This is a genomic window from Embleya scabrispora DSM 41855, assembly GCF_000372745.1.
Lineage (GTDB): Bacteria > Actinomycetota > Actinomycetes > Streptomycetales > Streptomycetaceae > Embleya > Embleya scabrispora.
In genome coordinates, this window is record NZ_KB889563.1 from 15,207 (window position 1) to 39,231 (window position 24,025).

General features: G+C 70.2%; 23 protein-coding genes and 1 pseudogene. 6 read left to right on the forward strand and 18 right to left on the reverse strand.

Going from position 1 to position 24,025, the window contains the following annotated elements; translation table 11 throughout:
* Nucleotides 1-511: 511 nt before the first annotated feature.
* From A3IC_RS0104065 to A3IC_RS0104095, 7 genes are all read right to left on the reverse strand, one after another.
* A complete protein-coding gene (locus A3IC_RS0104065) occupies nucleotides 512-838 on the reverse strand; it encodes a DUF1048 domain-containing protein (protein WP_020548789.1) in 327 nt (108 codons plus the stop codon).
* A 1-nt stretch (nucleotide 839) separates the two neighbouring features.
* Complete coding sequence (locus tag A3IC_RS0104070) at nucleotides 840-1,196, reverse strand: DUF1048 domain-containing protein (protein ID WP_020548790.1); 357 nt, start codon at nucleotides 1,194-1,196, stop codon at nucleotides 840-842.
* Complete coding sequence (locus tag A3IC_RS0104075; RefSeq protein ID WP_020548791.1) at nucleotides 1,193-1,519, reverse strand: PadR family transcriptional regulator; 327 nt, start codon at nucleotides 1,517-1,519, stop codon at nucleotides 1,193-1,195. The genes A3IC_RS0104070 and A3IC_RS0104075 overlap by 4 nt, the downstream gene beginning before the upstream one ends.
* Nucleotides 1,520-2,025: 506 nt before the next feature.
* Nucleotides 2,026-2,577, reverse strand: a complete 552-nt coding sequence (locus A3IC_RS0104080) for a YceI family protein (RefSeq protein ID WP_020548792.1) — start codon at nucleotides 2,575-2,577, stop codon at nucleotides 2,026-2,028.
* Between the two features lie 631 nt (nucleotides 2,578-3,208).
* A complete protein-coding gene (locus A3IC_RS0104085) occupies nucleotides 3,209-3,838 on the reverse strand; it encodes a DUF1989 domain-containing protein (RefSeq protein WP_020548793.1) in 630 nt (209 codons plus the stop codon).
* A gap of 4 nt (nucleotides 3,839-3,842) precedes the next feature.
* Nucleotides 3,843-5,330, reverse strand: coding sequence for an APC family permease (locus tag A3IC_RS0104090; RefSeq protein WP_205353732.1), 1,488 nt, complete (start codon nucleotides 5,328-5,330; stop codon nucleotides 3,843-3,845).
* A complete protein-coding gene (locus A3IC_RS0104095) occupies nucleotides 5,327-5,632 on the reverse strand; it encodes an amidohydrolase family protein (RefSeq protein WP_158695797.1) in 306 nt (101 codons plus the stop codon). The genes A3IC_RS0104090 and A3IC_RS0104095 overlap by 4 nt, the downstream gene beginning before the upstream one ends.
* Before the next feature lie 39 nt (nucleotides 5,633-5,671).
* Between A3IC_RS0104095 and A3IC_RS0104100 the strand changes: the two genes are divergently transcribed.
* Nucleotides 5,672-5,920: a hypothetical protein gene (locus A3IC_RS0104100; protein WP_020548796.1), complete on the forward strand. Its 249-nt coding sequence runs from the start codon at nucleotides 5,672-5,674 to the stop codon at nucleotides 5,918-5,920.
* Nucleotides 5,921-6,189: 269 nt separating this feature from the next.
* Here A3IC_RS0104100 and A3IC_RS0104105 read toward each other — a convergent pair whose 3' ends face one another.
* A complete protein-coding gene (locus A3IC_RS0104105) occupies nucleotides 6,190-7,092 on the reverse strand; it encodes a LysR family transcriptional regulator (RefSeq protein ID WP_020548797.1) in 903 nt (300 codons plus the stop codon).
* A 158-nt stretch (nucleotides 7,093-7,250) separates the two neighbouring features.
* On the opposite strand from A3IC_RS0104105, the gene A3IC_RS0104110 reads away from it, so the two are divergent.
* Nucleotides 7,251-8,102 carry an EamA family transporter gene (locus A3IC_RS0104110; RefSeq protein WP_040876142.1) on the forward strand — a complete coding sequence of 284 codons (852 nt, stop codon included), beginning with the start codon at nucleotides 7,251-7,253 and terminating at the stop codon, nucleotides 8,100-8,102.
* A 303-nt stretch (nucleotides 8,103-8,405) separates the two neighbouring features.
* On the opposite strand, the gene A3IC_RS0104115 is transcribed toward A3IC_RS0104110, so the two are convergent.
* From A3IC_RS0104115 to A3IC_RS0104125, 3 genes are all read right to left on the reverse strand, one after another.
* A complete protein-coding gene (locus tag A3IC_RS0104115) occupies nucleotides 8,406-8,666 on the reverse strand; it encodes a serine hydrolase (RefSeq protein WP_020548799.1) in 261 nt (86 codons plus the stop codon).
* Nucleotides 8,667-8,684: 18 nt separating this feature from the next.
* Nucleotides 8,685-8,837 carry a hypothetical protein gene (locus A3IC_RS68275; RefSeq protein ID WP_020548800.1) on the reverse strand — a complete coding sequence of 51 codons (153 nt, stop codon included), beginning with the start codon at nucleotides 8,835-8,837 and terminating at the stop codon, nucleotides 8,685-8,687.
* A gap of 667 nt (nucleotides 8,838-9,504) precedes the next feature.
* Nucleotides 9,505-10,317: an SAM-dependent methyltransferase gene (locus A3IC_RS0104125; RefSeq protein WP_020548801.1), complete on the reverse strand. Its 813-nt coding sequence runs from the start codon at nucleotides 10,315-10,317 to the stop codon at nucleotides 9,505-9,507.
* 1,117 nt (nucleotides 10,318-11,434) lie between these two features.
* Between A3IC_RS0104125 and A3IC_RS0104140 the strand changes: the two genes are divergently transcribed.
* Nucleotides 11,435-12,298, forward strand: a complete 864-nt coding sequence (locus tag A3IC_RS0104140) for an SAM-dependent methyltransferase (protein WP_079026237.1) — start codon at nucleotides 11,435-11,437, stop codon at nucleotides 12,296-12,298.
* Between the two features lie 144 nt (nucleotides 12,299-12,442).
* Here the strand turns inward: A3IC_RS0104140 and A3IC_RS61800 are convergent, their stop codons facing one another.
* From A3IC_RS61800 to A3IC_RS0104190, 7 genes and pseudogenes are all read right to left on the reverse strand, one after another.
* Nucleotides 12,443-12,901, reverse strand: coding sequence for an SRPBCC family protein (locus A3IC_RS61800; protein ID WP_020548803.1), 459 nt, complete (start codon nucleotides 12,899-12,901; stop codon nucleotides 12,443-12,445).
* Nucleotides 12,902-13,077: 176 nt separating this feature from the next.
* On the reverse strand, nucleotides 13,078-13,323 hold the full coding sequence (locus A3IC_RS0104150; protein ID WP_020548804.1) for a hypothetical protein: 246 nt from the start codon (nucleotides 13,321-13,323) through the stop codon (nucleotides 13,078-13,080).
* Between the two features lie 751 nt (nucleotides 13,324-14,074).
* Nucleotides 14,075-14,662 (reverse strand): hypothetical protein, encoded by a 588-nt coding sequence (locus tag A3IC_RS0104165; RefSeq protein ID WP_020548807.1) that lies wholly within the window; start codon nucleotides 14,660-14,662, stop codon nucleotides 14,075-14,077.
* Nucleotides 14,663-14,813: 151 nt separating this feature from the next.
* Entirely contained in the window at nucleotides 14,814-15,554 is a 741-nt protein-coding gene (locus tag A3IC_RS0104170; RefSeq protein WP_020548808.1) for a cation efflux transmembrane domain-containing protein, read from the reverse strand.
* Nucleotides 15,554-15,889, reverse strand: coding sequence for an ArsR/SmtB family transcription factor (locus tag A3IC_RS0104175; RefSeq protein WP_086018401.1), 336 nt, complete (start codon nucleotides 15,887-15,889; stop codon nucleotides 15,554-15,556). The genes A3IC_RS0104170 and A3IC_RS0104175 overlap by 1 nt, the downstream gene beginning before the upstream one ends.
* 862 nt (nucleotides 15,890-16,751) lie before the next feature.
* A pseudogene (locus tag A3IC_RS0104185) lies at nucleotides 16,752-18,287 on the reverse strand (M4 family metallopeptidase); the annotation flags it as partial.
* Nucleotides 18,288-18,797: 510 nt separating this feature from the next.
* Nucleotides 18,798-20,822, reverse strand: a complete 2,025-nt coding sequence (locus A3IC_RS0104190) for a WD40/YVTN/BNR-like repeat-containing protein (protein ID WP_020548812.1) — start codon at nucleotides 20,820-20,822, stop codon at nucleotides 18,798-18,800.
* Nucleotides 20,823-20,936: 114 nt separating this feature from the next.
* On the opposite strand from A3IC_RS0104190, the gene A3IC_RS0104195 reads away from it, so the two are divergent.
* From A3IC_RS0104195 to A3IC_RS0104205, 3 genes are all read left to right on the forward strand, one after another.
* On the forward strand, nucleotides 20,937-21,908 hold the full coding sequence (locus A3IC_RS0104195) for a helix-turn-helix domain-containing protein (protein WP_020548813.1): 972 nt from the start codon (nucleotides 20,937-20,939) through the stop codon (nucleotides 21,906-21,908).
* A gap of 172 nt (nucleotides 21,909-22,080) precedes the next feature.
* The gene (locus tag A3IC_RS0104200) at nucleotides 22,081-22,776 is read left to right on the forward strand and encodes a response regulator transcription factor (protein ID WP_020548814.1); all 696 of its coding nucleotides are present in this window, start codon (nucleotides 22,081-22,083) and stop codon (nucleotides 22,774-22,776) included.
* Nucleotides 22,769-23,881, forward strand: a complete 1,113-nt coding sequence (locus tag A3IC_RS0104205; protein WP_040876130.1) for a sensor histidine kinase — start codon at nucleotides 22,769-22,771, stop codon at nucleotides 23,879-23,881. The genes A3IC_RS0104200 and A3IC_RS0104205 overlap by 8 nt, the downstream gene beginning before the upstream one ends.
* The last annotated feature ends 144 nt before the right edge of the window (nucleotides 23,882-24,025 follow it).

A 24,025-nucleotide genomic window follows, 5' to 3' on the forward strand; every position in this document is an offset into this window, starting at 1 on the left:
CGCTCCCGGGCCACCTTCGGTGCGGCGGAAGGGACTTCACCGAGTACGTCGGCCCCGGTGGCCATCGGTCGATCAGTCGTACCACCGGGACCGGCGCGTGCGCACCCGCCACGGGCGGTCCCGCTCGCCGGCGACGAAGAGGTACTCCTCCGACAGGTCCATCGACCGGTCGAGCAAGCTGGTGATCGAGGTCCGGCCCGTGACCCACGCGTACGAGTTCCGCTCCGGATCCAGGTGTGATATCCGGACGTCACCGCCGAACCCGAGACGGGCCGACAGGACGGCGACGGAGCCCCGGCCCGTATGGCGGACCCCCTCCGCCTGGGCTGCTGCTCCGGGGACGTTGCCGGCGTTGGCGTGGCTGAGCCATCTCGCCGGCCTGCTCGACCACCTCGGTCAACGGAATCCACCGGCAGCTTCCGATGGCCGGTCGGCCGGCGCCTGTTCGCGCTGCGCCGAGCCGAACGAACCGCGCGGGCGGGCTACGCCCGCCGGCATGAGGCGGCGGGTGCTACTTCTCGGCCGTGCCGGATTCCCCGCTGATGGATTCCTGGTAGACGTCCGCATAGGTCGGAGAGTCCTTGACCAGGTCGTCGCAGAACGCGGCGACGTCGTTGCCGATGAGTTCCGAGACCCCCTTGCCCGCGGCAACGCCCTCCTCGAAGAAGTCGACGATCCCGGGGAGCAGGGGCCCGTCGGGCAGGTCGACCGGTCCGACCTTGAACAGGTACCTCTGCATCTCCTTGTAGACGATCCGGTAGTCCGGCGGGAGCGCCTTGACCCGAGCCACGTGCGCCCGCCACTGCTTCTTGCCGTCGATGATGTCTTGGATGCTCACGTCAGCCTCCCAGCCGGCTCAATTTCCTTGCGACGTTCCTGTTCAACTGCTCGCGCCACCGGTCCCGATGGGTTCGCGCCCCTTCTCCACCGGCCAGCGCCGTGCAGAAGCCTCGGATGTCGTCGCCGAGCACCTCGTGGACGCTCTGCCCGTCCGCCGCTGTTTCTTCGAGCAGCCCCAGGGCGGCGTCGAGGATCGGCATCAGGTTGCGGCCGGTGAAGCCCGCATGGGGGAAGAGGTGGCCTTTGATCTGTTCCCACGCCACCCGGTAGTCCTCCGGCAGGGCCTCGGCCCGGGCTTCGAACGCCTTCCATTCCCTGGTGAGATCGCTGCCTGTGATGGTCTCCCGGAAGTTCATCTCCCGCCCTCCTTGAGCTTGTCGATGCGTGATGAGACGTATTGCCATTTCGCCCAGAACTTCGCGAGTTCCTCGCGTCCGGCGTCGTTGAGCGCGTAGAACTTGCGCGGCGGACCGACTCCGGATGGTCGTTTCGCCACCTGGACGAGTCCGTTCCTCTCCAGTCGCAGCAAGATGGTGTACACCGTCCCCTCGACGACGTCGGCGAAGCCGAGTTCGTTCAACCGGCGGGTGATGGCGTACCCGTAGGTTTCCTCGCTGCCGATGATTTCGAGCACGCACCCTTCGAGCGTGCCCTTCAGCATCTCCGTCAGGTCGTCCATCGCGATTCCTCCTCAGCCCTGTCGGTACTGCGTGCCACCGAGTACCACTATACGGTATCACCGAGTAGTGGAGGACGGCAGCATCTCCGAGCGCGGGCGGTCGATCCCGGTGGGGACGAACGCCGGCGGCGGGGTGGCCGGGTGAGGGCGCACAGCTCCCGGGCCTTCTCCGGCCGGTAGTCCGCGTCGCGGGCCCCGCCGCGGCTGCGGAAGCACACCCCGGGCGGGCTGGACCCGTACGGCCCGGCAGTGGTCGGACCCCGCTCCGGACTCCCCCGGCCCGGCGACGAGTTGCAGCCCAACCCGGTATTCGTACGAGAGCCCCGTCGGCCCGGGGTCGGCGTGGTACCGCTCGCACAGGCCGAGACCGTCCCCGACGGTCACCCTCGCCGGCGGCGTCCGGATCGCGCCGGAACGGCATGCGGCCCGGACGCCGTGGTCCGCGTGCCGTCCGGCAACGTCCCGCGCCGCGGCGCCGGCCGAGTGTCCCGACCGGTCGGGCGTTGCTAGCCCTGCTTGATCGCGGAGATGTCGAACTCCAGGACGACCTTGTCGCCGACCAGCACGCCGCCGCCTTCCAGGGCCGCGTTCCACGTCACGCCGAATTGCTTGCGGGAGATGGTCACGGATCCCTCCAGGCCGACGCGGAGGTTGCCGTGCGGGTCGACGGCGTTGCCCGTGTACTCGAAGTCGATGGTCACGGGGCGGGTGGTGTCCTTGACGGTGAGATCACCGGTGACGCGGTACTCGGTGTCGGATTGCCGCTCGACCAACGTGGTGCGGAAGGTGATGTCGGGGAAGTTGGGGACGTCGAGGAAGTCGTTGGTACGCAGGTGCTGGTCGCGCTGTTCGACGCCGGTGTGGATGCTCTCGGTCTTGATCACCACCTGCGCGGTGGATTTGGCCGGGTCGGCGCCGTCCAGGTGGGCGGTGCCCTCGAACGTGCCGAACGAGCCGTGGACTTTGGTCACCATGGCGTGGCGGGCGACGAAGCCGATCCGGGTGTGGGCGGGGTCGAGGACGTAGTTGCCGGTGAGTTCGGGAAGGGTGGCGGTCATGGTGAACGGATCTCCGTGGGGTCGGTATCCCGGCGGCGGTTCGCCGGGATTGTCTCCGAACCCACGCTAGGCGTGACCGGTGCCCGGCCCGCCCGGACGCGCGGGGAGTGCACCCCGATTGATGCCCCCGGGCCCCCACCACCGCTGCCGGTGGTCGGCATCGATGCGAACAACCCCGAGGCGTGGTTCTGTCCGGACCACCGAGCATGACGAACAGCCTGGGTTCGATGTCATGGGACAACCCGGGTGTCCCTTCTCATCCATTCGAGTCGTTTACTCAGCGAAGGCAGTCGTTCCGTCGCTTGTCTCGGTGAGCCTGGTCGTGCGAGTGCTCGCGCTGGGGGTGTCGAGTGGCGGTACGGGCTGGGGTGGTTGTCGAGGGGCCCTGTCCGCGGCGGCCCTGGTCGCCGCCGGCGTGCACGAACCTTGCCCGTGCACGCCGTTGCGGGGGGCGACGCCGACCGCGGGGGGTGTGGACTACTTCGACGGCGACGGCGACGGGGCCCGAGTCGCCTGGAGGTCGCGGCGGATGGTCATGTCTTCGACGGCCGCGTTGCGGCGGTCCTGGTACCCCGGCTGTGGGCTTCGTTCCGGGTCCGGTCGCCCTGTTCGCCGTGCGAGTGGCCCGGCGTCAAGGGGCCACGAGGATCTCGAAGTCCTGCGGCGAGCCGTCTCCGCCGTTGGTCGGGTAGTGGTCGTCAGGGCAGGAAGACACGACGAGCGTCAGATCCATCTCCGCGCGCAGCTCGACGTACATCGCCGGAAGGAACGGGGGCCGCTTGTAGACGATTTCACCTCCCGGCCCCACTTCGGCCGTCATGAACAGGTTCCAGGGTTGCGGCGGGTCGGCGGCCGGCCACCGCGGCAACGCCTGCGCATGGTTGGCGGTGCAGCTCCGATGGGTCACCGGGAGGCCGACGTTCAGGTACGTCTCGGCCCGACAGGGCGCGATCAGGGTGTCGTGGTCGATTCCGGAGGTGTCGTCGAGCACGGTGAGACAGGCCCGGTAGCGATTGGTCGACAAGACGTCCCCCTTGCGGAAATGGATCCGCTGCAGCACCTCCCTGCACTGCGAGAGGCCCAAGTACTCACGCGGGTCGTCTCGCGCGTGTGCCCAGAGATCCACCACCTGCGTGCCGGAGGTGTTCACGACACGAATCGTCTGTCCGCACCGGATTTCGACCGCTGCGCCCCGGCCGGCCGGCACGACCACGCGTCGGGCCGGGCCGGTCTCGTTCTCGGGTGCGTCGTCGGCGCGCATGTCCTCACGCCCCTTCGATTCGGCTCGGACCCTGCACGAGCCCGGCGTCGCTCGACGGGGCCGGCCGCAGGTCGTCGGGAACCCGCCTCGCGCGCCGAGTCGCCACGGCGCCGACGGCGAAGGCCACCGGTACGACGAGGAGCAGGGCCGTGTTGGTGGCCGCCGCGGCTCCGGTGAGGACGGAGAAGTTCTCGACGATGAGGTAGAGCGCCGCGGTGAGCGCGAGCGCGGCCGCGGTGAGCGCGAGCGCGGCCGCGGTGGGCGCGACGAGCCGTCGCACGATTCCCACGCCGTGGGAGTCGCGTGCGAAGAACACGACGATCGCGACGGAGCACAGGACCTGGAGTCCGATGATCCCGGCGATGCCGATGCCGTTGAGCCACAGGAACGTCTGGAGGTACGGGTCGGCGCCGAACAGTTGGAAGCCGCCGACGCCCAGGACGGTGAGGGCCGTGACGACCAGGCTCGCGTTGGCGGGCGAGTGCGTCTTCGGATCGGTTCCGGCGAGGACGCGGGGCAGCACACCGTCGCGCGCGAGAGCGTGCAGGTATCTAGCCGAGGCGTTGTGCACCGCGAGCACGGAAGCCAGGGCACTGGTCACCAGGAGCAGGTGCATCGCGTCGCTGACGGGTTTGCCCACCCATTGGGTCATCGCGACGAAGAACATCTCGGCCGGATCGGAGCCGGCGGCCTCGACGGCCTGGGATTCGCCGAACGACATGATCACGGCCCAGACGACGAGGGAGTAGAACACCGCCAGGAAGCCGACCGCGATGTACGTCGCCCTGGGCACCGCCTTTTCGCCGTTTCGGGTCTCGCCGCGGTAGATGGCCGTCGACTCGAATCCCAGGAAGGCTCCGAAGGAGAGAACGAACAGGCCGCCCACGCCCGGCGCGAAGATGTTGCCGGGGCTGAACCCGTCGAGGCTGAGCCCGTCCGCGCCGCCTTGAACGACGACCGGCACGGTGAAGACCAGCAGGATCAGCACCTCGAGGATGAGGATCGTTCCCAGGACTTTGGCGCTCAGGGTCACGTTGAGGTAGCCCAGGACCGCGACGATCACGCCGCCGATCGTCGCCCACACGCCCCAGGGCACGTGGAGTCCGAAGACCGATTCGGCGCTCTGCTGGGCGAACACGCCGATGGCGGGGACGAAGCCGACGGCGATGGGGATGTAGGAGGCGAGCGCCACGAAGGCGGCGCCGCCGCCGATGGTGCGGCCGAGTCCCTCCGAGATGTAGGCGTAGAAGGCACCGGGGTTGGGGACGTATCGGGTCATCGCGGTGTAGCCGATCGCGAACACGAACATCGCGATTCCGCCGAGCAGGTAGCCGCCCGGTGCCCCGATGCCCCCGAACTGGATCGCGAGTGGTGCCACGCCCGACATGACCGCCAGCGGTGCGGCGGCCGCGACGACGAAGAACACCAGGTCCCACATGCCGAGCGCATTGCGCTGTAGATCTCTCGAGGGTTCCGGCACGGAGTCGTTCACGGTCTTTCCTCTCTGAACGAGCATGCACCGTCGACGATGGTCGCGAGGACGGGCAGTTCCGGCAGTTCGTCGGCCGGGACCCGGAGGGGGTCGCCGCCGAAGCAGGTGAGGTCGGCGGCCATGCCTTGGGCGACGCGGCCCCGTGAGGTGTCGCCGAGTGCCTTCGCAGCCGCGGTCGTGTACGCGTGCAGTGCCTCGGCGGGCCGCAGGATCTGATCCGGTTCGAAGGCACTCGCGTCACTGCGGCCCGGGGGGCGCCTCAGCTGGGCCCAGGCCATCCCCACGCGTGCGTCGAACGGCACCACCGGACGGGGCGAGGACGCGCTGCGCCGCGCGGCGACATGGGCTACGACGTCCCGCACGAGGACGGCGGCCTGCTGCTGACCGCGACACCGCAGGCGGGCGCGGAAGAGCCGGACGACGTTGGGGAGTCGGTCACGAGCCGGCTCGTGCCGCTGGGCGCCCACCGCTTCCGGCCCGAGGATCCGCGGATCGCCTCGCACCACCAATGGGGCGTGGTCTTCGTTCCGGGACCGGACGACACCATCGTGCGCATGCTCAACGGCGCCTTCCCCGCCGGCCGGGTCTGACCGCTCTCGTCACACCTCACGAAGGCGCGGTGGGATCGGCCGGGCACTCGCCGCCGGTCCGAGGCAGGTGCTGCGATCGCCGGGGCCGGCGCGTGCGCCTTTCCCCGGGCATGCCTTCGGGGCCGGGGCGGAACGACACCGCCCGGCCCCGAACGGGCCCGGGACTCCGGCGTAGCGCCGGCCGTGGGCACCGCGCATCGGGACTCTCCCGTGGATCTCGGCGTGCGCGCGAGCGAGCCGCGTGACCCGGCTCGTCGGCGCCCGCCCCCTCATTCATGCGAGTGCCGTGGCTTGCCGGTCTCGCGGTAGAGGTCGATGGCGAGGGCAACGGCGGCGTGGGTGGCGGGGTGGGGGTCCTGGCGGCGCCAGATGAGGTGGATGGGGACGGGTTCGGCGTCGCGCAGGGGGCGGTAGGTGATGCCGTCACGCCGGTACTGCGCGGCGGTACCCCGGGGGGTGACGCCGACGCAGCGGCCGGAGGCGATGGCGGCCAGCCAGTCGTCGATGTCATGGATGTACTCGACGGCGGGTCGTTCGCCCTCGGGCCACAGGTTCAGCGTGGTGGTACCGGTGCGGCGGTCGAGGGCGAGCGTGCGGGTGGAGACTTCGCCCAGACGGATGCTGCGTCGGCGGGCCCACGGGTCGTCGGAGGCGAGGGCCACGTAGCGGTGCTCGTGGCCGACGAGGGCGTGCGACCAGGCCTTGAGATCGAGTGGGGCGCGGATGACCGCGAGGTCGCACAACCCTTCGGCGAGCCCGCCGGTGGAGGAGTTGTGGCGGATGAGCCGGAGTTCGATCTCGGGGTGGTCTTCGTGCCAGCGACGCTGGAACTCGTTGGTGTGGCGGCCGAAGGCGGACCAGGCGTGGCCGATGTGCAGGCGGCTGTGACCGGTGGTGGCTTCCGTGACGAGGTCGTCGGCACCGGCCAGTAGCGGGCGGGCGCGGGCGAGGACCTGCACGCCCGCCGTGGTGGGGGCGACCGTGCGGCTGGTGCGGTGCAGGAGCCGCACTCCGAGGATCTTCTCCAGGGCAAGGAGGTTGCGGGAGACGGCGGCCTGGGAGATGCCCAATTCGAGGGCCGCGTCCGTGAAGCTGCCGGTGTCGACGATGGCGACCAGGCAACGCAGGTGCTTCAGCTCCAGCCCGGTGGAGTTGCCTCGATGCTCATCCATACGCTCAGCGTATCGATAGCGCTGTGGATGCATTTTGCGTATCCCCACGGGGAGCGCACGGTGAGGGCATGAAGACCTCACAGGACGCCGGGCCGGCCCTCGACGCCGCCTGCGGTACACCGGGCCCGGGCGGGAGCCGCCGGACCGGGGTGGCGTTGATGCTGGGCAGCGGATTGTCCAACCAGGCCGGGGCATCCGTGGCGGCGCTCGCGTTCCCCGTGATCGGCCCGGCGGGAGTGGTCGCGATCCGCCAGTGGGTGGCCGCCGGGGTGCTGTGGGCGGCAGGAAGGCCGCGCCTGCGCTCGTTCACCGCGGCGCAATGGCGGCCGGTGCTGGGGCTGGCACTGGTGTTCGCCGTGATGAACCTGTCCCTGTACGCGGCCATCGACCGCATCGGGCTCGGGCTGGCCGTCACGTTGGAGTTCCTCGGTCCGCTGACGGTCGCGCTGGCCGGTTCTCGACGCCGCATCGATGCCCTGTGCGCGCCGGCCGCCGCCGCAGCGGTGGTCGTGCTCGCCCGCCCTTCTCCGTCCACCGACTACCCGGGCGTCGGCCTGGCGCTGCTGGCCGCGGCGTGCTGGGGCTGCTACATCATGCTCAACCGCGCCGTCGGCCGAAACCTGCCCGGCCTGGAGGGCCCGGCCGCCGCAGCGGCCGTCTCCGGCGCGCTCTACGTTCCGGTCGGAGCTCTGGTGCTCTGGCAGCATCCCCCCACCCCGGCCGCCCTCGCCGGCGCGCTGGCCGCCGGAGTGCTGTCCTCGGCGGTGCCGTTCCTCGCCGACCTGCTCGCGCTCCGACGTGTCCCGGCGCACTTCTTCGGCGTGTTCATGAGCGTCAACCCGGTCTTCGCCGCCCTGGTGGGTCTCGTCGTGCTCCACCAGCACCTCGATGCGATCGCGTGGGCGGCCATCTGGGTGATCGTCGGCGCCAACGCCGTAGCCGTTGCAACAGCCTCTTCTGCCCCCACCAGGGGCATGGTTCGGATACGCCGGAACCGCACCGCGGGCTGACCTCCCGACCCGAGCATGCGCCCGGGCACCAACGGCCGCCGGCGTCTGGCGGTCGAGCAGGCCCGCCTGGGCGTACACCGTCGGCGGACGAGGTGGCGGCGCACGGGCCGTAGCCGTGCCGGACGACGGTCGGGAGGCACACCGTGCGTGCTCGGCCCGTCCGTCGTCCGGCGGCGGCGTGAGGTGCTACTTGCCGCAGAAGACCTTTTCGATCAGTGCGCTGTCGGCTGCCGCCTGGGCGTCCTGATCCCGGTCGGTGCCGAAGGGCGTGTAGGACAGGGCCAGTTGGCGGTCGGAGTTGCCTCAGAGCTGGGTGGAGTGGCCGAAGATGCCGCCGCTGTGTCCCCAGACCGTCGTGCAGGACAACTGCAACCGGGCCAGGCCCACGCCGTAGCGGGGTGCGTCCGGCGTCGTGCTCGTCGGGACCGCGTCCTGCATCTCACGCATCTGCTCCGGCCGTAGCAGCCGGCCGGCCGAGAGGGCGCGGTGGAAGCGGAGCAGGTCGTCCGTGGTGGAGATCATCTCCCCGGCGGCGATGGCCGAGACCGCCTTGGCCTCGGTCAACGCGCCGAGGGCCTGCGTTCAGGCAACCGCCTCCGGCCGGGTTGGGGCCGAGGCCGACCGGCCGCTCGCGACGCCGACCTCATCGGCGGCGGCCACCGGCACCGCGACGGCCAGGCACAACGTGGCTGCCACGGCACAGGTCAGATTCCGAAACACGGTGCCCGTACTCACACGTGTCTCCTTTCAGAGGCACTCACGGGGGGTTGTCGATCGGGATATCGACGCCCCCCATCGTGGCCGCCGCAGCAGGACCCCACATCCTTCGACACCCGTACAAACAACTGGTCCGCTGGACCCACCCACTCGGCCCTGAGGCGCGAACTCGCCTCGTCACAAAGAAACTTCCGATGAATTGCGCCCGCCACGCTTCTCTGGACCCACCGCCCGCCCAGCACGCCGGTCGGCGGCGCACCGCCGTCGGGATGGTCGGGTTCGCAAATCCGCGCGGCCCGCAAGCGCTCGTCTCGAGGTCGGCCGACCCCTCACCACACCGGCACCGGCACCATGGCCCCCGGCGCAACCCTGGCCACACGGCGACACGTCCAAAGGATGGGCGTCCCGGCAACCCCGGCGGGTGCCAAGAGACCAGGCAGCTCATCTGCCACGATGAGCCGAGGAGTTCCGCGGCCGGTAGCGCGGCCTCGAGGTCCGGCTGCCGGCGGCGCAGCGCGGCGCGGGGGTGCGGCGCGCTGCCTGCGTCCAGATTTCCTCGCTGCGGATGCGTCCCCACTCGGGTCCACGCGCCGGAGTCCCCTGTAGCGTTCGGCGCGTTCCCGAGGCACCGTCGAGTCGGGTGCCGTCGAGTCGGACACCGTCGAGGGCACGGCCCGCCCGGCGGTCAGCCCTTGAACGCGAGCCCGCCGCCGGCGACCTTCTGAGCAATCGTCAGGTCACCGGAAAGCGGCGTCTCCGGGCGCCACTTCGCCATGTAGTCGACGCCCGGCTCGGCGATCTCCCACCCGTCGAAGAACGCCTCGATCTCGGCCATCGTGCGGAACTTTCCGCTGCCGAGCGCCTTGAGGGCGACCTCTTCGAGCGCGGCCAACTCCGGCTCGACCGACTTGCAGAACTGGGCCAGCAGCAACCCCGAACCCGGGGCGACGGCACCCTTGTACCCGTCCACGACCTTGGCGACCGCCGCGTCGTCGACGATGTGGTGCGTCACGTTGAGCAGGATCAGGCCGACCGGCTGCGACAGGTCGATCCGGTCGCGTACCTCGGGCAGCGCGAGCAGTTCGGCCGGGTCGCCGAGGTCGGCGGTGAGCACCGACGTGTACTCGTCGCCGGCCAGAAGCGCCCGGCCGTGGGCCAGCACGATCGGGTCGATGTCGATGTACACCGTGCGCGCGCCCGGCGCCGCGGCCTGGGCAACCTCGTGCGTGTTCTGTACGGTCGGCAGACCCGACCCCAGGTCGAGGAACTGCCGAATGCCCCGCTCCGCCATCGCCCGGACGCCTCGGGCCAGGAACTTGCGTCCCTCCCACGCGCCGTCCCGACCGCCCGGCATGACCTGGAGCATCTGCTCGGCCACCGCGCGGTCGACGGCGTAGTTGTCCTTGCCGCCCAGCACCGCGTCGTACACCCGCGCGATGCTCGGCACGCTCACGTCGATGCCCTTGGGAGCCCAGTCTTCGAGTTGCGCGTCGGTCATGGAGTCCCCCTGGAGATCGTCGGTCGGGTCGGGCCGATGCTAGTGCTCCCCGGCTGCGGAAAGAGGCAACTCTCCTGACCGGTTTGTTGGTTCGAGTCAAAAAGGAGGGATGTCCCGATCCCGATCCGTGGCCCCTTTGCCAACCGACCGCCCGGGGCTTGTAAATCACGATGTTCCGACGAAACGGCGCCGGGAGGCCGACCTCATCGGCGCCGGCGACGAACTCCCGTCACCGGGGCTGGACTCGCTGATGGGACTCGAGGTGCGCAACCGCCTCGAAGGCGACCGCGGTGCCCCGTCCCGCGGATCGTCGTGTGGACCTCCCCGACCGTCACGGCCTGGTCGACGCGATCCTCGCCCACCTCGACGAACACCTCACGAATGATCCGTGCGAGGCGGCGATAGCGGTTTGTGCGCGGATGACGAGCCGAGACCCGTGTGCGGCGCATGAGGGGTCACGCTGCCGGAAGTCGATCGCTACTACGCTGCTCGTGCCGAGGCGACGATCCGATCGGACGACGGCACGCCACCGGTGCGCCAGGCAACGACACGAAATGGGACGGCTCCGCCGACGAACCCGTGGCCGTGGTCGCCGCGTTGTGGCGTATCTCCCCCGAGGCTCGCCGGATCGACCCCTCCCGCCACAACCACACCGCGCCCGACTGAGCATCCGCCACCCTGGTCTCGACCGCCGGCACCCTCGGTGACGGTCGCCCGGTCGTCCTCGGCGACGTGGAAGAGGCGGCCGCAGTTCGCGGACACACCGCCGCCACCGGTCCCTCCCGGTCCCGGTGATCCGCCACGTGCCGGAAGGAACGTCCGGCGCATCACCGCGTGTTCGCGGGCGTCCGCACCTCGGCCGTCGACACCCTCACCACCGGCGTGCGGACGCCGATGATCCTCAGCCGCCACCAATAGACCACCGCCCGCCCCTGGTCGCCGGCGGCCCGGCCGCGGCCGGGAAGACCACGGCCCTCCCTCGCGGCGCGCGGTCACCTCTCCCCCATTTCGCCGGTGCGGCGAGACACGGTGTGGGCGTCGCGGACCTGCGCGGGATCGCACACACGCGCTAGCGTGCGGGGGCAGGCGGAGAACCACAGAGAAGGTGGGTACGTCGATGGTGGAATCGAGCAGGGCGTGGCAGTTACCTCGGGAGGATTCGGTCGGGAGCCATGTGCCGCCGGGCATCGACGTGACCCGCCCGCATCCGGCGCGCATGTACAACTACTACCTCGACGGCAAGGACAATTTCGCCGCCGACCGTGACGCGGCCGAGCAGGTCATCGCCGCGGCCCCCAGTGCGCGGCCGTCGGCTCGTGGAAACCGGGTCTTCCTCCGGCGCGCGGTACGGCATCTCGCGCGGCACGGCATACGCCAGTTCCTCGACATCGGCACCGGTATCCCCACCGCGGGCAACACCCACGAAATCGCACAGGACGTGGCGCCCGACGTACGGGTGGCGTACGTGGACAACGATCCGATCGTGCTCACCCACGCGCAGGCGCTGATGCGCAGTTCACCGCAGGGTCGTACCGCGTACGTCCAGGCGGACGTGCGCCGACCGCAGTCGGTCCTGGCCGATCCCCAGGTGCGCGAGGTCATCGACTTCGATCGGCCGACCGCCGTATTGCTGGTCGCGTTGCTGCACTTCGTGCGCGACGAAGAGGATCCGCGCGCGCTCGTGGCCGAATTGCGTGACGCCTTGGCCCCCGGCAGCTATTTGGTCCTTTCGCACACCAGCGCCGACTTCGACGCGGAGCGGGCCCACAACGGAGCGCGGATCTACAACCGTGCGACGGCGCCGGCGGTGCTGCGCACACGGCAGGAAATCCTGTCGATGTTCGACGGATTCACCCTGGTGCCGCCCGGGTTGGTACCGCTTCCCCGGTGGGACCCGGACGGCGATCCCGACGACGGTTCGTACGGGACGTTCGACGAGAGCCTGGTATGGCTGTACGGCGCTGTCGGCCGCAAGGATTGACTCGTCGTCGGGCCGCGTCGCCGACACCGCGGCCCACGCGGCACACCCACCCGACCCGCGCCGCACGGAGCCCGTCCGGCGCGTCGCCGCCCCCACGGCCTTGCCGGTCGGGTGGGTGGGGGCGCCTGGAATTTTCGCGCGCCTTCAGGCGGCCAGGTGTCGTGCCAGCAGGTTCCAGCTGGAGTCGAAGCCCAGGTGGGCGCCCTCGCCGCGGAATTGTTCGGGGACGTCGGTCTGGCGCAGGGTCAGACGGGTACGGCCCTCGGCCAGTTCGGTGAGCGTCAGTTCCTGGCTCATCGCCTCGCCCGGCACGTGGAAGGCCAACCTCCGAGGCGCGTCGACGTCCAGGTAGACGCCCTTGAAAGAGATCTCCGTGTCGCCCATGACCATGGTGAGTTCGCAGCGCCCACCCGTCCACGGCTCGAGGGTGACGCTTTCGCGCGGCACGGACAATCCCTCGGGCGCGAAGAACGCCACGATCCGGTCCGGGTCGGTGTACGCGGCGAACACCTCTTCCCGCAGCGCGTCGAACTCGCGCACGAAGGTGACCGTACCGTCGCCGTCGTCGGTCATCGTGGTCGCCAGGGCAGTGTTCCCGGTCATGGGCAGACTCCTCAAATCCTCGTGGTGTGCCGTGCTTTCGCAAGATAGACCGGGACACCGACACGAACTCGTCGCAACCCGCCACGGAACATTCCCCGGCGCGCCACGCCACTGCTCACCAGCACGAGAGCAGCACCCGACCAGCGAGACACACCCCCCGTGGGTGGGGACTCGAGTCAACCGGACACGATCCCGGCGGCGGCGAGGGCGTGGTGGAAACCTTCGCCGGGTCGGGGGATCTCGCCGTAGTCCTCGTCGTCGTCCTCGACGCGCAGGCGGTGGACGACGACCCCCAGGACGGAGCCACCGCGAGAGCGCCGGCCGCCGAATTCGCCCCCTACCTCGGCATCCCCGCCGGCGCCCGGATGACGCGGCGCAAGGGAGTGGCCGGCCGGCTCCAAGGAGGCGATGGAGTGGCTCACGCCGCAGGATGTTGCCCAGACCGTCGGGTTCATCGCCACCCTGCCGCCGCGGGTCAACTTGCAGCAGGTCACCATCATGCCCACCGGGCAGGCCGGCTGACCGTGGGATGCCACAGGCCGCCGCCCTCGCACGAGGGCGGCGGTACCCGGGAGCGCGGCGCTGCGGCATTCAGGATGCCGATGGGCGAGTGTGTGACGGCCCCGCAGGGGTGGTCCCTGCGGGACCGTCACGGGCGAGGTGCCGGTTTGGTCGGCAAGCTGCGGGTTGTTTCCTGTCCGGCGGATCGTGCGATTCGTTCTTCCCGGCGTGGGACGGTGCTCGCGGTCAGTCGCCAAGGAACCACAGATAACGATGGGGTTCCGCCAAGACCGACTCACTCAAGCGCCTGGCCTCGACGACCCACTCGCCGACGCATGCCTCGGGCAAACGCCCCAACTCCTCCAGCAGTGACTCGGTCTGCCACCCGTTGAAGATGGTGTCGGTGTAGGGGCAGACGTGCCCCAGTAGGGGGAAGCCCGACCGCTCGATCCGGCTGTCCCACTCATAGCCTCCGAACGTCGCCGGTTCCCCGTGGAATCCGCGATGCGGATCGCGGCCGGGGACCGGGAGGAGCCGCTGCGCGCGGTATGGGCGGCGGCGCGGGGCATCCGGGTGCCGTGCAGGCGCGTCGTGTCGATCGCGGCGCGCTTTCGCTTCAAGGTGTCCAACGGTGACGTCGGGTATCGGAACTGTCTTGAATGCCGGTGGTGATCAATCCTCGTGTTGACGTGGGAGGTAGGGGCTGATGTGGTCGGCGACGATCTCTGCGATGGCAGCGGCATCGCGGGAACCGTCGACTTCGATCACCCGGATGCCGAGCCGGCGGGCGGTGTGGACGGCGTCCTCGGCGACGAGGCGATCCCGGGCGAGGCGGTTGGCCTGGGCTCGGACCGGATCACTGACGCGGTGCCCGAGCGAGGCGGCTCGGGGAAGTTCGCGGAGCTGGTGGCGGCGGAACTCGGGCGTGGGCACCATGACGACCATCCGGCGCGGTGAGTCGAGGACGCGTGCGACGAGTTCGGGACGCAGTCCCCAGCCCTCGGCGATGATCGGGTGGCCCGAGACGAGTGCGCGCAGGTCGTCCAGGGCCCACTCGAACCGGTCCGGGAATCCGGCCAGGGTTTCGGTGGCCATCTCTTCCGGGGTGGAGTGGACCCACACCTTGTCCGGGTCGGGCTCGGTGGCGGGCTCGCCGAGGCCGAGGCGACGGGCGATCCGGCGATCGTTGTGACCGCGAGCGTCGTGGTAGTCGTAGTGATAGACGGTGACGCGGTACCGGACGGCCAGAAGCCGGGCCACGGTCGACTTTCCAGCCCATTGACCGCCGCCGATCCACAATGCTCGGTGCAATTGTCCCGGACTTCGCCGTCCGCAAGGGAGTCGTGACTGGTCATCTGCTGTCCTCCTGCGGTGAGGTGCGGCGGCTGACTTCGCGGCATGGGTGGCCCGATCACGTTGGGCCGGTCCGGCAGGCACCGCGGCGTCCGGCGCAACCGGCCGCGCAGCCGCAACCGGCGGTCGCCGGTGCCGCGTCGGTGCCCACGCGAGTCGGGGGCGGGGTCGTGCAGCAACTGTTGCCGCGCCACGCTTCGCGGCCTTCCTTGACGGCGACCGCAGCAATGATCAGGGCGGCGATGGGGTCGGCGAAGGACCAGCCCAGGGTGGAGTTCAGCATCAGGCCCAGCAGGAGGACGGCGGACAGGTACGTGCACAGCAGGGTCTGCTTGGAGTCGGCCACGGCGGAGGCGGAGCCGAAGTCGCGGCCGGCGCGGCGCTGGGCGTACGACAGGCCGGGCATGATCGCCAACGACAGGGCGGCCAGGGCGATGCCGACGGTGGAGTGCTCGGCCCCGCCGGTCCCGGCGAGGGCGCGGACGGCGTCGACGCCGACGTACGCGGCGAGTGCGAAGAACGAGACCGCGATGATCCGCAGGGTGGTCTTCTCCCGCCGTGCGGGGTCCTTGGCGGTGAACTGCCAGGCCACCGCGGTCGCGGAGGCGACCTCGATGATCGAGTCCAGGCCGAACCCGACCAGCGCGGTCGAGGACGCGGCGGCGCCGGCCGTGATCGCGACGGCGGCCTCGACCACGTTGTAGCTGATCGTCGCAGCCACCAGCAGCCGTATCCGCCGGCGAAGCACGTCCTGTCGGGCCGGGGAGGGATCCAGGGATATCGACACGGGCGCGGCCATCAGCAGCAGCCCTTCTCGTCGGTGTCCTCGCACGCCGCGGTCGGGTCGACGGCCAGGACGACGCCGAGCAGGTCGCCGAGCGCGTGTGCGAGCCGGGGATCCGCGAGTTCGTAGCGCAGGCGCCGGCCCTCGGCGAAGGCGACGACCAGGCCACAACCGCGCAGACACGTCAGGTGATTGGACAGGTTCGTGCGCGAGACCCCCAACGCCTCGGCGAGTTCGCTCGGATAGACCGGGCCCTCGCGCATCGCCAGCAGCAGCCTGGATCGTGTGGGGTCGGAGAGCGCGTGGCCGAACCGCGCCAGCACCTCACCCTGCACCGCAACAGTCATCATGGACTGAACAATACAGTCGATGATGAATAATAGTGAAGGGGGTGTCGCTCGCATGCGGGCGAGGAGGCCGTGGGCCGCTTCGGCGGTCTCCTCGGGTGGCGGGAGCACCTCCTGCCCCGGACGTGGTCGGGGCGATGAAGGTACGCAGGAAGTCGGATGTGGCGGGAACGGTCGCGGCGTCAGACTTGGGTGTCGGTTGGTCGTCGAGGGCGGGGAAACGAGCACGTGGGCATGGTGCGGGCGACGATAGGGGCACGGGCGGCGGGCGTGGCGCTGACCGTGTTGTCCGGTGCGCTCGCTGCCGCGTGCGGCGCCGGGAACCACGCGGACGGCGCGGAGGGCGAACCGGCGGCACGTCGCTGTGAACCGGTGCGTTCGACTACATCCGGCCTGTCGGAGGTGTTCCCGGAGTTGGCCCGGCTGGGTCCTGTGGTTTCCGCCGGTTGGTGCGGCCAGGCTCTCGGCTCGCTCGACACGGGGCGTGTGCTGGTGCCGGGGCCGTCGGACTGGGTCTATTACGGTGTCGTCCGTCTCGCCGACAGCGCCGCCGCAGAAGGTTCGGGGCCGTGGAAACCGGCCGGCGGGCCTCCGACAGGGATACCGATCGCCTTGAGTTCGTTCATACCGGCGCACGGCCAGTGGTCGTCCAACGGAGCGGGTGTCTACCTGGATCGCTCCTCCGCGACGCTCGTCCTCGGTTCGGTGCCCCTGGGGAACTGAGCGCCGCGGCCGACTCGGCTGCCAACAACCGCCGGGGCCGCAGATGTTCGACCAACGCGGCGAACGAGGCCGCGGCGGGTGGCCGCGGCCTCGACGAAGGACGAACGTTCGGATGCCTATCGGGGTGCGTTCGGCATCACGGGCAGGTCGGGTCACCGGCCTGGGCCGGGACGCTCACCGCGTCCCAGGCGGCCTTGGTCTTTTTGAACAGGCCGCAGGTGGAGTCGAGCGCCTTGGCGGACTTCAGCGTCGCGGTGCGGTACTTCTTGTAGGTCATACCGCTCGTCTTGAGCAGCATGCCGCCGTAGAAGATCTTGCCCGCGGTCTGGATTCCGGCGCCCGCGAGTTGCGTGTTGTTGCAGGTCGGGCTGGTGGGCTTGCCGCCACCGGGGTTCGTGCCCTCGGCGAGCAGGTAGAACCAGTGGTTCAGGGGCCCGGCCGCCGCGTGGGTCTCGGTGCCCGGGATCGAGGAGCTGTAGCAGTTCGGGTTGTTGCCGACCTGCGAGGGGTTGTACATGTTGCGGATCGGGCCGTTGCCGACCAGGTTGACCGTCTCGCCGACCAGGTAGTCCGGGCGGTCGTAGGGCGAGGGCTCGTTGGTGTACGCCTCGGTGAGCGCGCCGAAGATGTCGCCGGTTCCTTCACCCAGGCCGGCCTCGGCACCGGCACCGCCGGGAGTGAACTGGTCTATGCCGTGCCCGAATTCGTGGCCCACGACGTCCATGGACGCGATCCACCGGTTGCTCTGGTTGTGGCCGATCTGGATCTGCGAACCGGTCCAGTAGGCGTTGACCGCGGGGAGCCCGACACGTACCGGCCAGCTTCCGCCGGTGCCGTTGTGACCGTTGCGACCGAGCCAGTCGCGGAGCATGTTCCATTCCTTCTGCGCGGCCCACAGGGCGTCGACGCAGCCGGTCTCCTTGCTGGTGGCGTTGCCGTTGCCCCAGGTGTCGGTGGCCTTGGTGAAGACGCCGGCGCTGTAGTCGGCGCAGGACAGGCCGGGCCGGGTGGTGTCGATCATCTTGTAGCTGCCGGCGCTGCCGCTGGTGTTGATCGTCAGCGGGTTGGGACCGTTCCACTGGCTGGTGCCGGTGCCGCCCTTGACGTCGTCGTAGGAGTCGAGCAGCTGCCCCGAGCGGGCGTCGACGAAGACGTGCAGCCGGCTGGGCGCGCTCTCGGTGCTGCCGATCAGCACCGTCTCCCAGGCCAGGTTCGCGGAACTCTCCCGGACTCGTACGACCAGGCGTCGCGACTCGACCTTGTCGACGACCTTGAGTCGCGAACGCGAGACGTTCTCGGCCGCGCCTTTGCCGACGGTCGGCTTGACGGGGACGTCGATCCGCAGATCGGTGGCCGACTGGGCGGCCCGGACGTTGCCGTTGCCGTCGGCCAGTACCGCGGCGCTCCCGCCGACCACGGGCAGCCCGCGGTAGGTGCGCTCGTAGGCCACGGAGTACAGGTCGTCGACCCACGGGGTCACCTGCTGCCGTACGTAGCTCTCGTCGGGGCCCTTGGCCAGGACGTCCTGGCCGCTCGCGGCGGCCTTGTCGGCGGCGGACACCGCCGCCGCCAGGCCGGGCGCGGGCGGAGGAGTCGCCGCGTTCGACTGGGACGTACCGACCACGAGGCCGGCGAGTAAGGCCAGGACCGACCCGACCGTCACCGTGCTGCGTTTCATCGAGGCTCCTTGGATAGAGGACAGACCTCGACCACGAGTCCGACTCTCGTCGGCTCCGCGGGGTGAGCGGGACCGACCATCGCGTGCGCCGGGTTCGTGCCCGAGCGAACGAAACGCTCACACGGGCACAAGTCGACCGTCAACGAATGTGATCGACGCGGCACATTCTGTCAACAACCCCACGCACGGCCCCCGTCGAGCCCGAGGGCCGCCCGCTCCCCCTCCTCTCCGACAACCGGGCGCCCACGCAAGCGAGTTGGCGCGCACGACGAAACGGACGCGGGTCGTCCTCGCTCGGCGTCCCCGACGTCCACCACCTCCTCGGGCCCGACGAGGACGCGGGACGGACGTTGTGGCTCGGCGACGCCGTACTCGCGGCGTTCACGGCGCAGTTCGACCGCCCCGACCTGCCTCACCGGGTAGCGCGCAGCCGCGCCGGGCCACGGTCGCCCACCCACGACGCCGCCCCTGTCCGGGTGTTCGGACAGGGGCGGCGCGCCTGGTGTGTGGTCACACCGCCAGTCGGTGCACGCTCCCGTACGTCGTCCCGGCGAACAGCCACCGGCCGTCCGCCGACACGGTCAGCGACGACACCGACGGCTCCGGCAGGTTCCTGGTGATCGAGCCCCAGGTCCGGCCGCCGTCGGTGCTGCGCAGCACCCCGAGCGCCGGGGTGAGGTAGTAGTGCGAGCCCGCGAACACCGTCGAGCCGTCCGGGGTGAACGCCAGCGAACTCAGGGAGCCGGTCAGGTCGGCGGCCACCTTCGTCAGGTGCTTGCCGTCGTCGGTGGTCACGTAGATCGCGTCCTTGGCGGCGATGACCGCGTGGCCCGGGGTGCGCGGGTTCAGCGCGATCGCGCTCACCCAGCCGTCGAGGACCTTGTTCAGGGTGACGCCGCCGTCGGTGGTGCGGAACAGCCCGTCCGGGCCGCCGAGCCAGGCGCTGTCGGGGTTGACCCGGTCGACGGCGACGCTGGTGAAGCCCTTCAGGTCGTCGTGCCAGTTCTGGACGAGGGACTCACCGCCGTCGTTGCTGGTGTACACGGCCGACGGCGAGTGGGTGGCGATGTACAGCCGCTTCGGGTCGGCGGGGCTGACCGTGATGCCGAGTGCCTTGCCCGGCACGGCGGTCTGGACGATGGTCCAACGCAGGCCCGCGTCGGTCGACTTCTCCAGGTAGAAGCAGGGTTGATCGGAGGTGCAGGTGTTGCGTACCCGGTACACCGTCGAAGGGTTCGACGGATCGGTGGCCAGGCCGTCGATCCGGTTGCCGAAGGTGTGCGGCGCGGTGCCGGAGAAGCCCCATTCCTGATAGCCGCGCGGCAACCGACTCTTCAGTGGCGCGGACGACTGGTAGCTGCCGGTCATGGTGCCCGCGACGATCGCCGGTCCCGACCTGCCCTGGCTGACGGTCAGCGACAAAACCTCGGAGCCGGGCACCCCGATCCGGCGGAAGGACTGGTGGTCGTCGGTGGTGTAGATGCCCGCGCCGGCCGAGATCACGTCCGTGCCGGGCCGTCCGGGGAAGGTGCCGGTGGTCTCGTACAGGTCGATGCGGGCCAGACCCGCCTCGGCGTGCCAGGTGCGGCCGTTGTCGCGGCTGCCCCATTGCTGCATCTCGCCGGTGGATTGGTTGACCTGGATGTGCAGCCGGCCCGAACCGTCCACGATCGCGGCCAGAACCACCACATCGGTGCCCCATGGTCCGCGCAGCGCCCGCCAGTGCGCGCCCCGGTCGGTGGAGACCTGCGCGGCCTGCAGGTCACCCCTGGCGACCAGGGTGCCACCGGTGCCGGTGAACTGATCGACACCCGCGCCGGTCGAGCCGGGGCGGGGCAGCTTCACCGGGGTGCGCGCGCCCTGGCGGAGCACCCAGACATCCGCGCCGGACGTGAAGTACAGGTCGCCGCCGGTGAACTTCGGGTTCCGGGCGTCGGCGGGGGAACCGGGCAGCAGCAGCCAGGTGTTGCCGTGATCGGTGGTGACGTGCACGCCGTCGGAGGCCGCGGCGTACAGCCGCGCGCCGGTCGGGTCGAACACGACGCCGCTGACCTTGCCTGGGGTGTCCAGCACTTGGGTGAACGTTTTGCCGGCGTCGGTGCTGCGCAGCACGTACCCGTGCCAGTTCTCCTTCTCCAGGCCGCCGGCGAACACCACGTCGGGTCGGAGCGGGCTGGCCGCGACACCGCCGGCGTCCGTGGCGTCCACGGGCAGTTCGTTGCTCTGCTGCCAGGTGGTGCCCCGGTCGTCGGATCGGAAGACGACGTTGCCGATCGGGGTCTGCACGTAGGCCCGTTCGGGCCGGGCGGGGGTGAAGGCCAGGTTGCCGCCGCTGCCGTTCGGGCCGACCTGCCGCCATTCGTTGCCCCGGGTGGCCAGGGTCGCCGGCTGGTCGTCGGGGGCCATTGGTTGCGCTTCGGCGGGCGCCGCGCCGAACGCGCCGAACACGGTGCCGAAGGCCACCGCGGCGATCAGGAGTAGTCGGCGCCGGGACAGCTTCGCTGAACCCGACCGTGAATGCTGTGCGTTGAACATTCCGTCTCCCATGGGGCCGGTGGTGTGCCCTTTGTAGTCGCGGCTCCGACGGCCGGCCAGGTGTGGCCGGTGTCCGATTGCGGCCGGCGCCGGAATCGGCCATGCTCGCTCGCCATGGACAATGACGAACTCGTGTTCGGCGCCGTCGGGGTCGCGCCCTTCGACGAGCGGGTCTACCGCACCGTTCTGGCCGGACCGCCGGTCACCGTACGCGACTTGGCGGAGCGCACCGGCGCGGGCGTCGAGCGGCTGCATTCGGCCCTCGCCCGGCTGCGCGGCCACGGGCTGGTCAGCCGACTCTCGGGCCGCCCCACCCGGTGGGCCGCCGTCAGCCCCACCGCCGCCCTCGCCGCCCTGGTCCGCAACGCCCACGCCGACCTCGGCAGGGTCACCGAGACGGCCGCCGAACTCGAGGCCGTCTACCGCGCGCTCGGCGAGGCCGCCCGCCCCGGCGAGGGCGTCGAATTGCTGACCAGCGCCGACGAGCTCGGCCGGTGGTTCGCCCGGCTCCAGCAGGAGGCCACCAAGGAGATCATGAGCCTGGACCGGCCGCCGTACGTCCTCGCCCACGGCAACCCGCTCCAACACACCCTCCTGGGCCGTGGGGTCCGGTACCGCACGATCTACGCCCCCGAGTCGTTCGAGATACCCGGCAACCTCGACGACGTGACCGGCCTGTCGCAGGCCGGCGAAGAGGCCCGGGTCCTCGCCGACATCCCGCTGAAGATGTCCGTCGCCGATCGCCGGATCGCCCTGCTGCCCCTGCACCTCGACTCGCCCATCACCCGCAGCGTCGTCATCCGGGGCACCACCCTCGTCGACGCCCTGGTCACCCTGTTCGAACGGCTCTGGACACAAGCCGTCCCACTCACCGCCGCCGGCCCCGAGGAGTGCGACCCACTCGACGCGGAGGACCGGCGGATCCTGAACCTGCTGCTGTCCGGGCTCAAGGACGAGACGATCGCCCGGCAGTTGGGCACCAGCACCCGGAGCCTGCGGCGGCGAATGCGGGTGCTCCTCGACGAGTTGGGTGCGGAGAACCGGTTCCAGGCCGGGGTGCAGGCGGTGCGGCGCGGCTGGGTGTAGGGACGGTCGGACGGGCCGGAAGCGGAGGAGCATGGCGACGTGCGGTCTGCGGCGCGGGGCTTTTCGCTGAAGGTCCCGAAGGTCATGCCTGCGGTCAAGGCCGCGGCATGTTGCCGTCCCGTATGAGGTTTTCGATACGACGACGATATATCCGGGCTCGTAGCCTCGGAGCATGCGTGTTTTGATCGTCGAGGACGAGCCCTATATGGCAGAGGCCATCTGCGACGGCCTGCGCCTGGAAGCCATCGCGGCGGACATCGCAGGTGACGGCGATACCGCGCTGGAGCTGCTGAGCATCAATACGTACGACATCGCCGTCCTCGACCGGGACATTCCCGGGCCCAGCGGTGACGAGGTCGCCAAGAGCATCGTCGCCTCCGAGAGTGGCATGCCGATCCTCATACTCACCGCTGCCGACCGTCTCGACGACAAGGCCACCGGGTTCGAGCTCGGCGCCGACGACTACCTCACGAAGCCGTTCGAACTTCAGGAACTCGTCCTCAGGCTCAGGGCACTCGACCGCAGGCGTGCGCACAGCAGGCCGCCCGTGCGGGAGATCGCGGGTCTGCGGCTTGACCCGTTCCGCCGGGAGGTCCACCGCGACGGCCGCTATGTCGCGCTCACGAGGAAGCAGTTCGCCGTACTCGAAGTCCTCGTCGCCGCCGAAGGCGGTGTCGTCAGCGCCGAGGAACTGCTGGAGCGGGCCTGGGACGAGAACGCCGACCCGTTCACCAACGCCGTACGGATCACCGTCTCAGCCCTGCGCAAACGGCTCGGCGAACCCTGGATCATCGCCACCGTGCCAGGCGTCGGTTACCGCATCGACACCGCACCCGGCATCGGACGCGAGGGGCAGAGCCGTGGATAGGCAGCCTGGCGTGAGCGTGCGCGTCAAGCTCACCCTCAGCTACGCCGGATTCCTCATGCTGGCCGGCGCCCTGCTGATGGGGGCGGTGTGGGTATTCCTCCTGAGGTACGTCCCCAACCGTGCGATGCTCTACAACCCCGATGACCGGCCCAGCGGCGGTGTTTTCCCCATCCGGTCCGCTCTTCTGCACGTCTTCGCTCCGAGGGCAGCCGCAGTACTGGCATTCCTGCTGGTGTTCGGCCTCGTGGGAGGGTGGATCCTCGCCGGCCGCATGCTCGCTCCGCTGACCCACATCACGGACGCCACCCGCATGGCCACCAACGGATCGCTCTCCCACCGCATCCGGCTGCCGGGTCGCGGGGACGAGTTCCGCGAACTCGCCGATGCCTTCGACATCATGCTGGAGCGGCTCGAAGCACACGTCGCCGAGCAGCAGAGATTCGCCGCCAACGCCTCGCATGAACTGCGCACGCCGCTGGCGATCACGCAGGCTCTTCTCGACGTGGCGCGCAACGATCCGCACCGCGACATCGACGAGCTCGTCGAGCGCCTCCGCGTCGTCAACGCCCGGGCGATCGACCTCACCGAGGCGCTGCTCATGCTCAGCCGCGCCGATAAGCGGGCCTTCACCCGGGAGCCCGTCGACCTGTCCCTGCTCGCGGAAGAGGCCGCCGAGACACTGCTCCCGCTCGCCGAGAAGCGCGGGGTCGCCATCGACACCTCCGGTGACATCGCCACGGCTTCCGGGTCGCCGGCGCTGCTGTTGCAGATGACGACGAACCTCGTGCACAACGCCATCGTGCACAACCTGCCCGAACGCGGTTCTGTGTGGGTCCGCACCGGCGTCCGCTCCGGGAGCACGGTGCTCACTGTCGAGAACAGCGGCGAGAAGCTCTCCCCGGAGTTGGTCTCGCCCCTGACCGAACCGTTTCAGCGCGGCACCGAACGCATCCACAACGACTACGCCGGGGTCGGCCTCGGCCTGGCCATCGTCCAGCGGATCGTCCACGTACACGACGGATCCCTCACCCTCACCCCGCGCGCCGGCGGCGGCCTGCGTATCGCCGTTCAACTGCCCGCCGCAGCAGCGCATTCAGCCAAGTAGTTCAGGAACTTGATCAGTGAGTGAAGCAAGACAAGACGCGGCCGGGAACGGCTTCGGCTTCAGCCGGCCGGCGAAGTTCCCGATGGTACGGATCGACCAGATCCGCACCCGGGGCGTGGAGCCGCGGAGTTCGTGGGTGCTGCC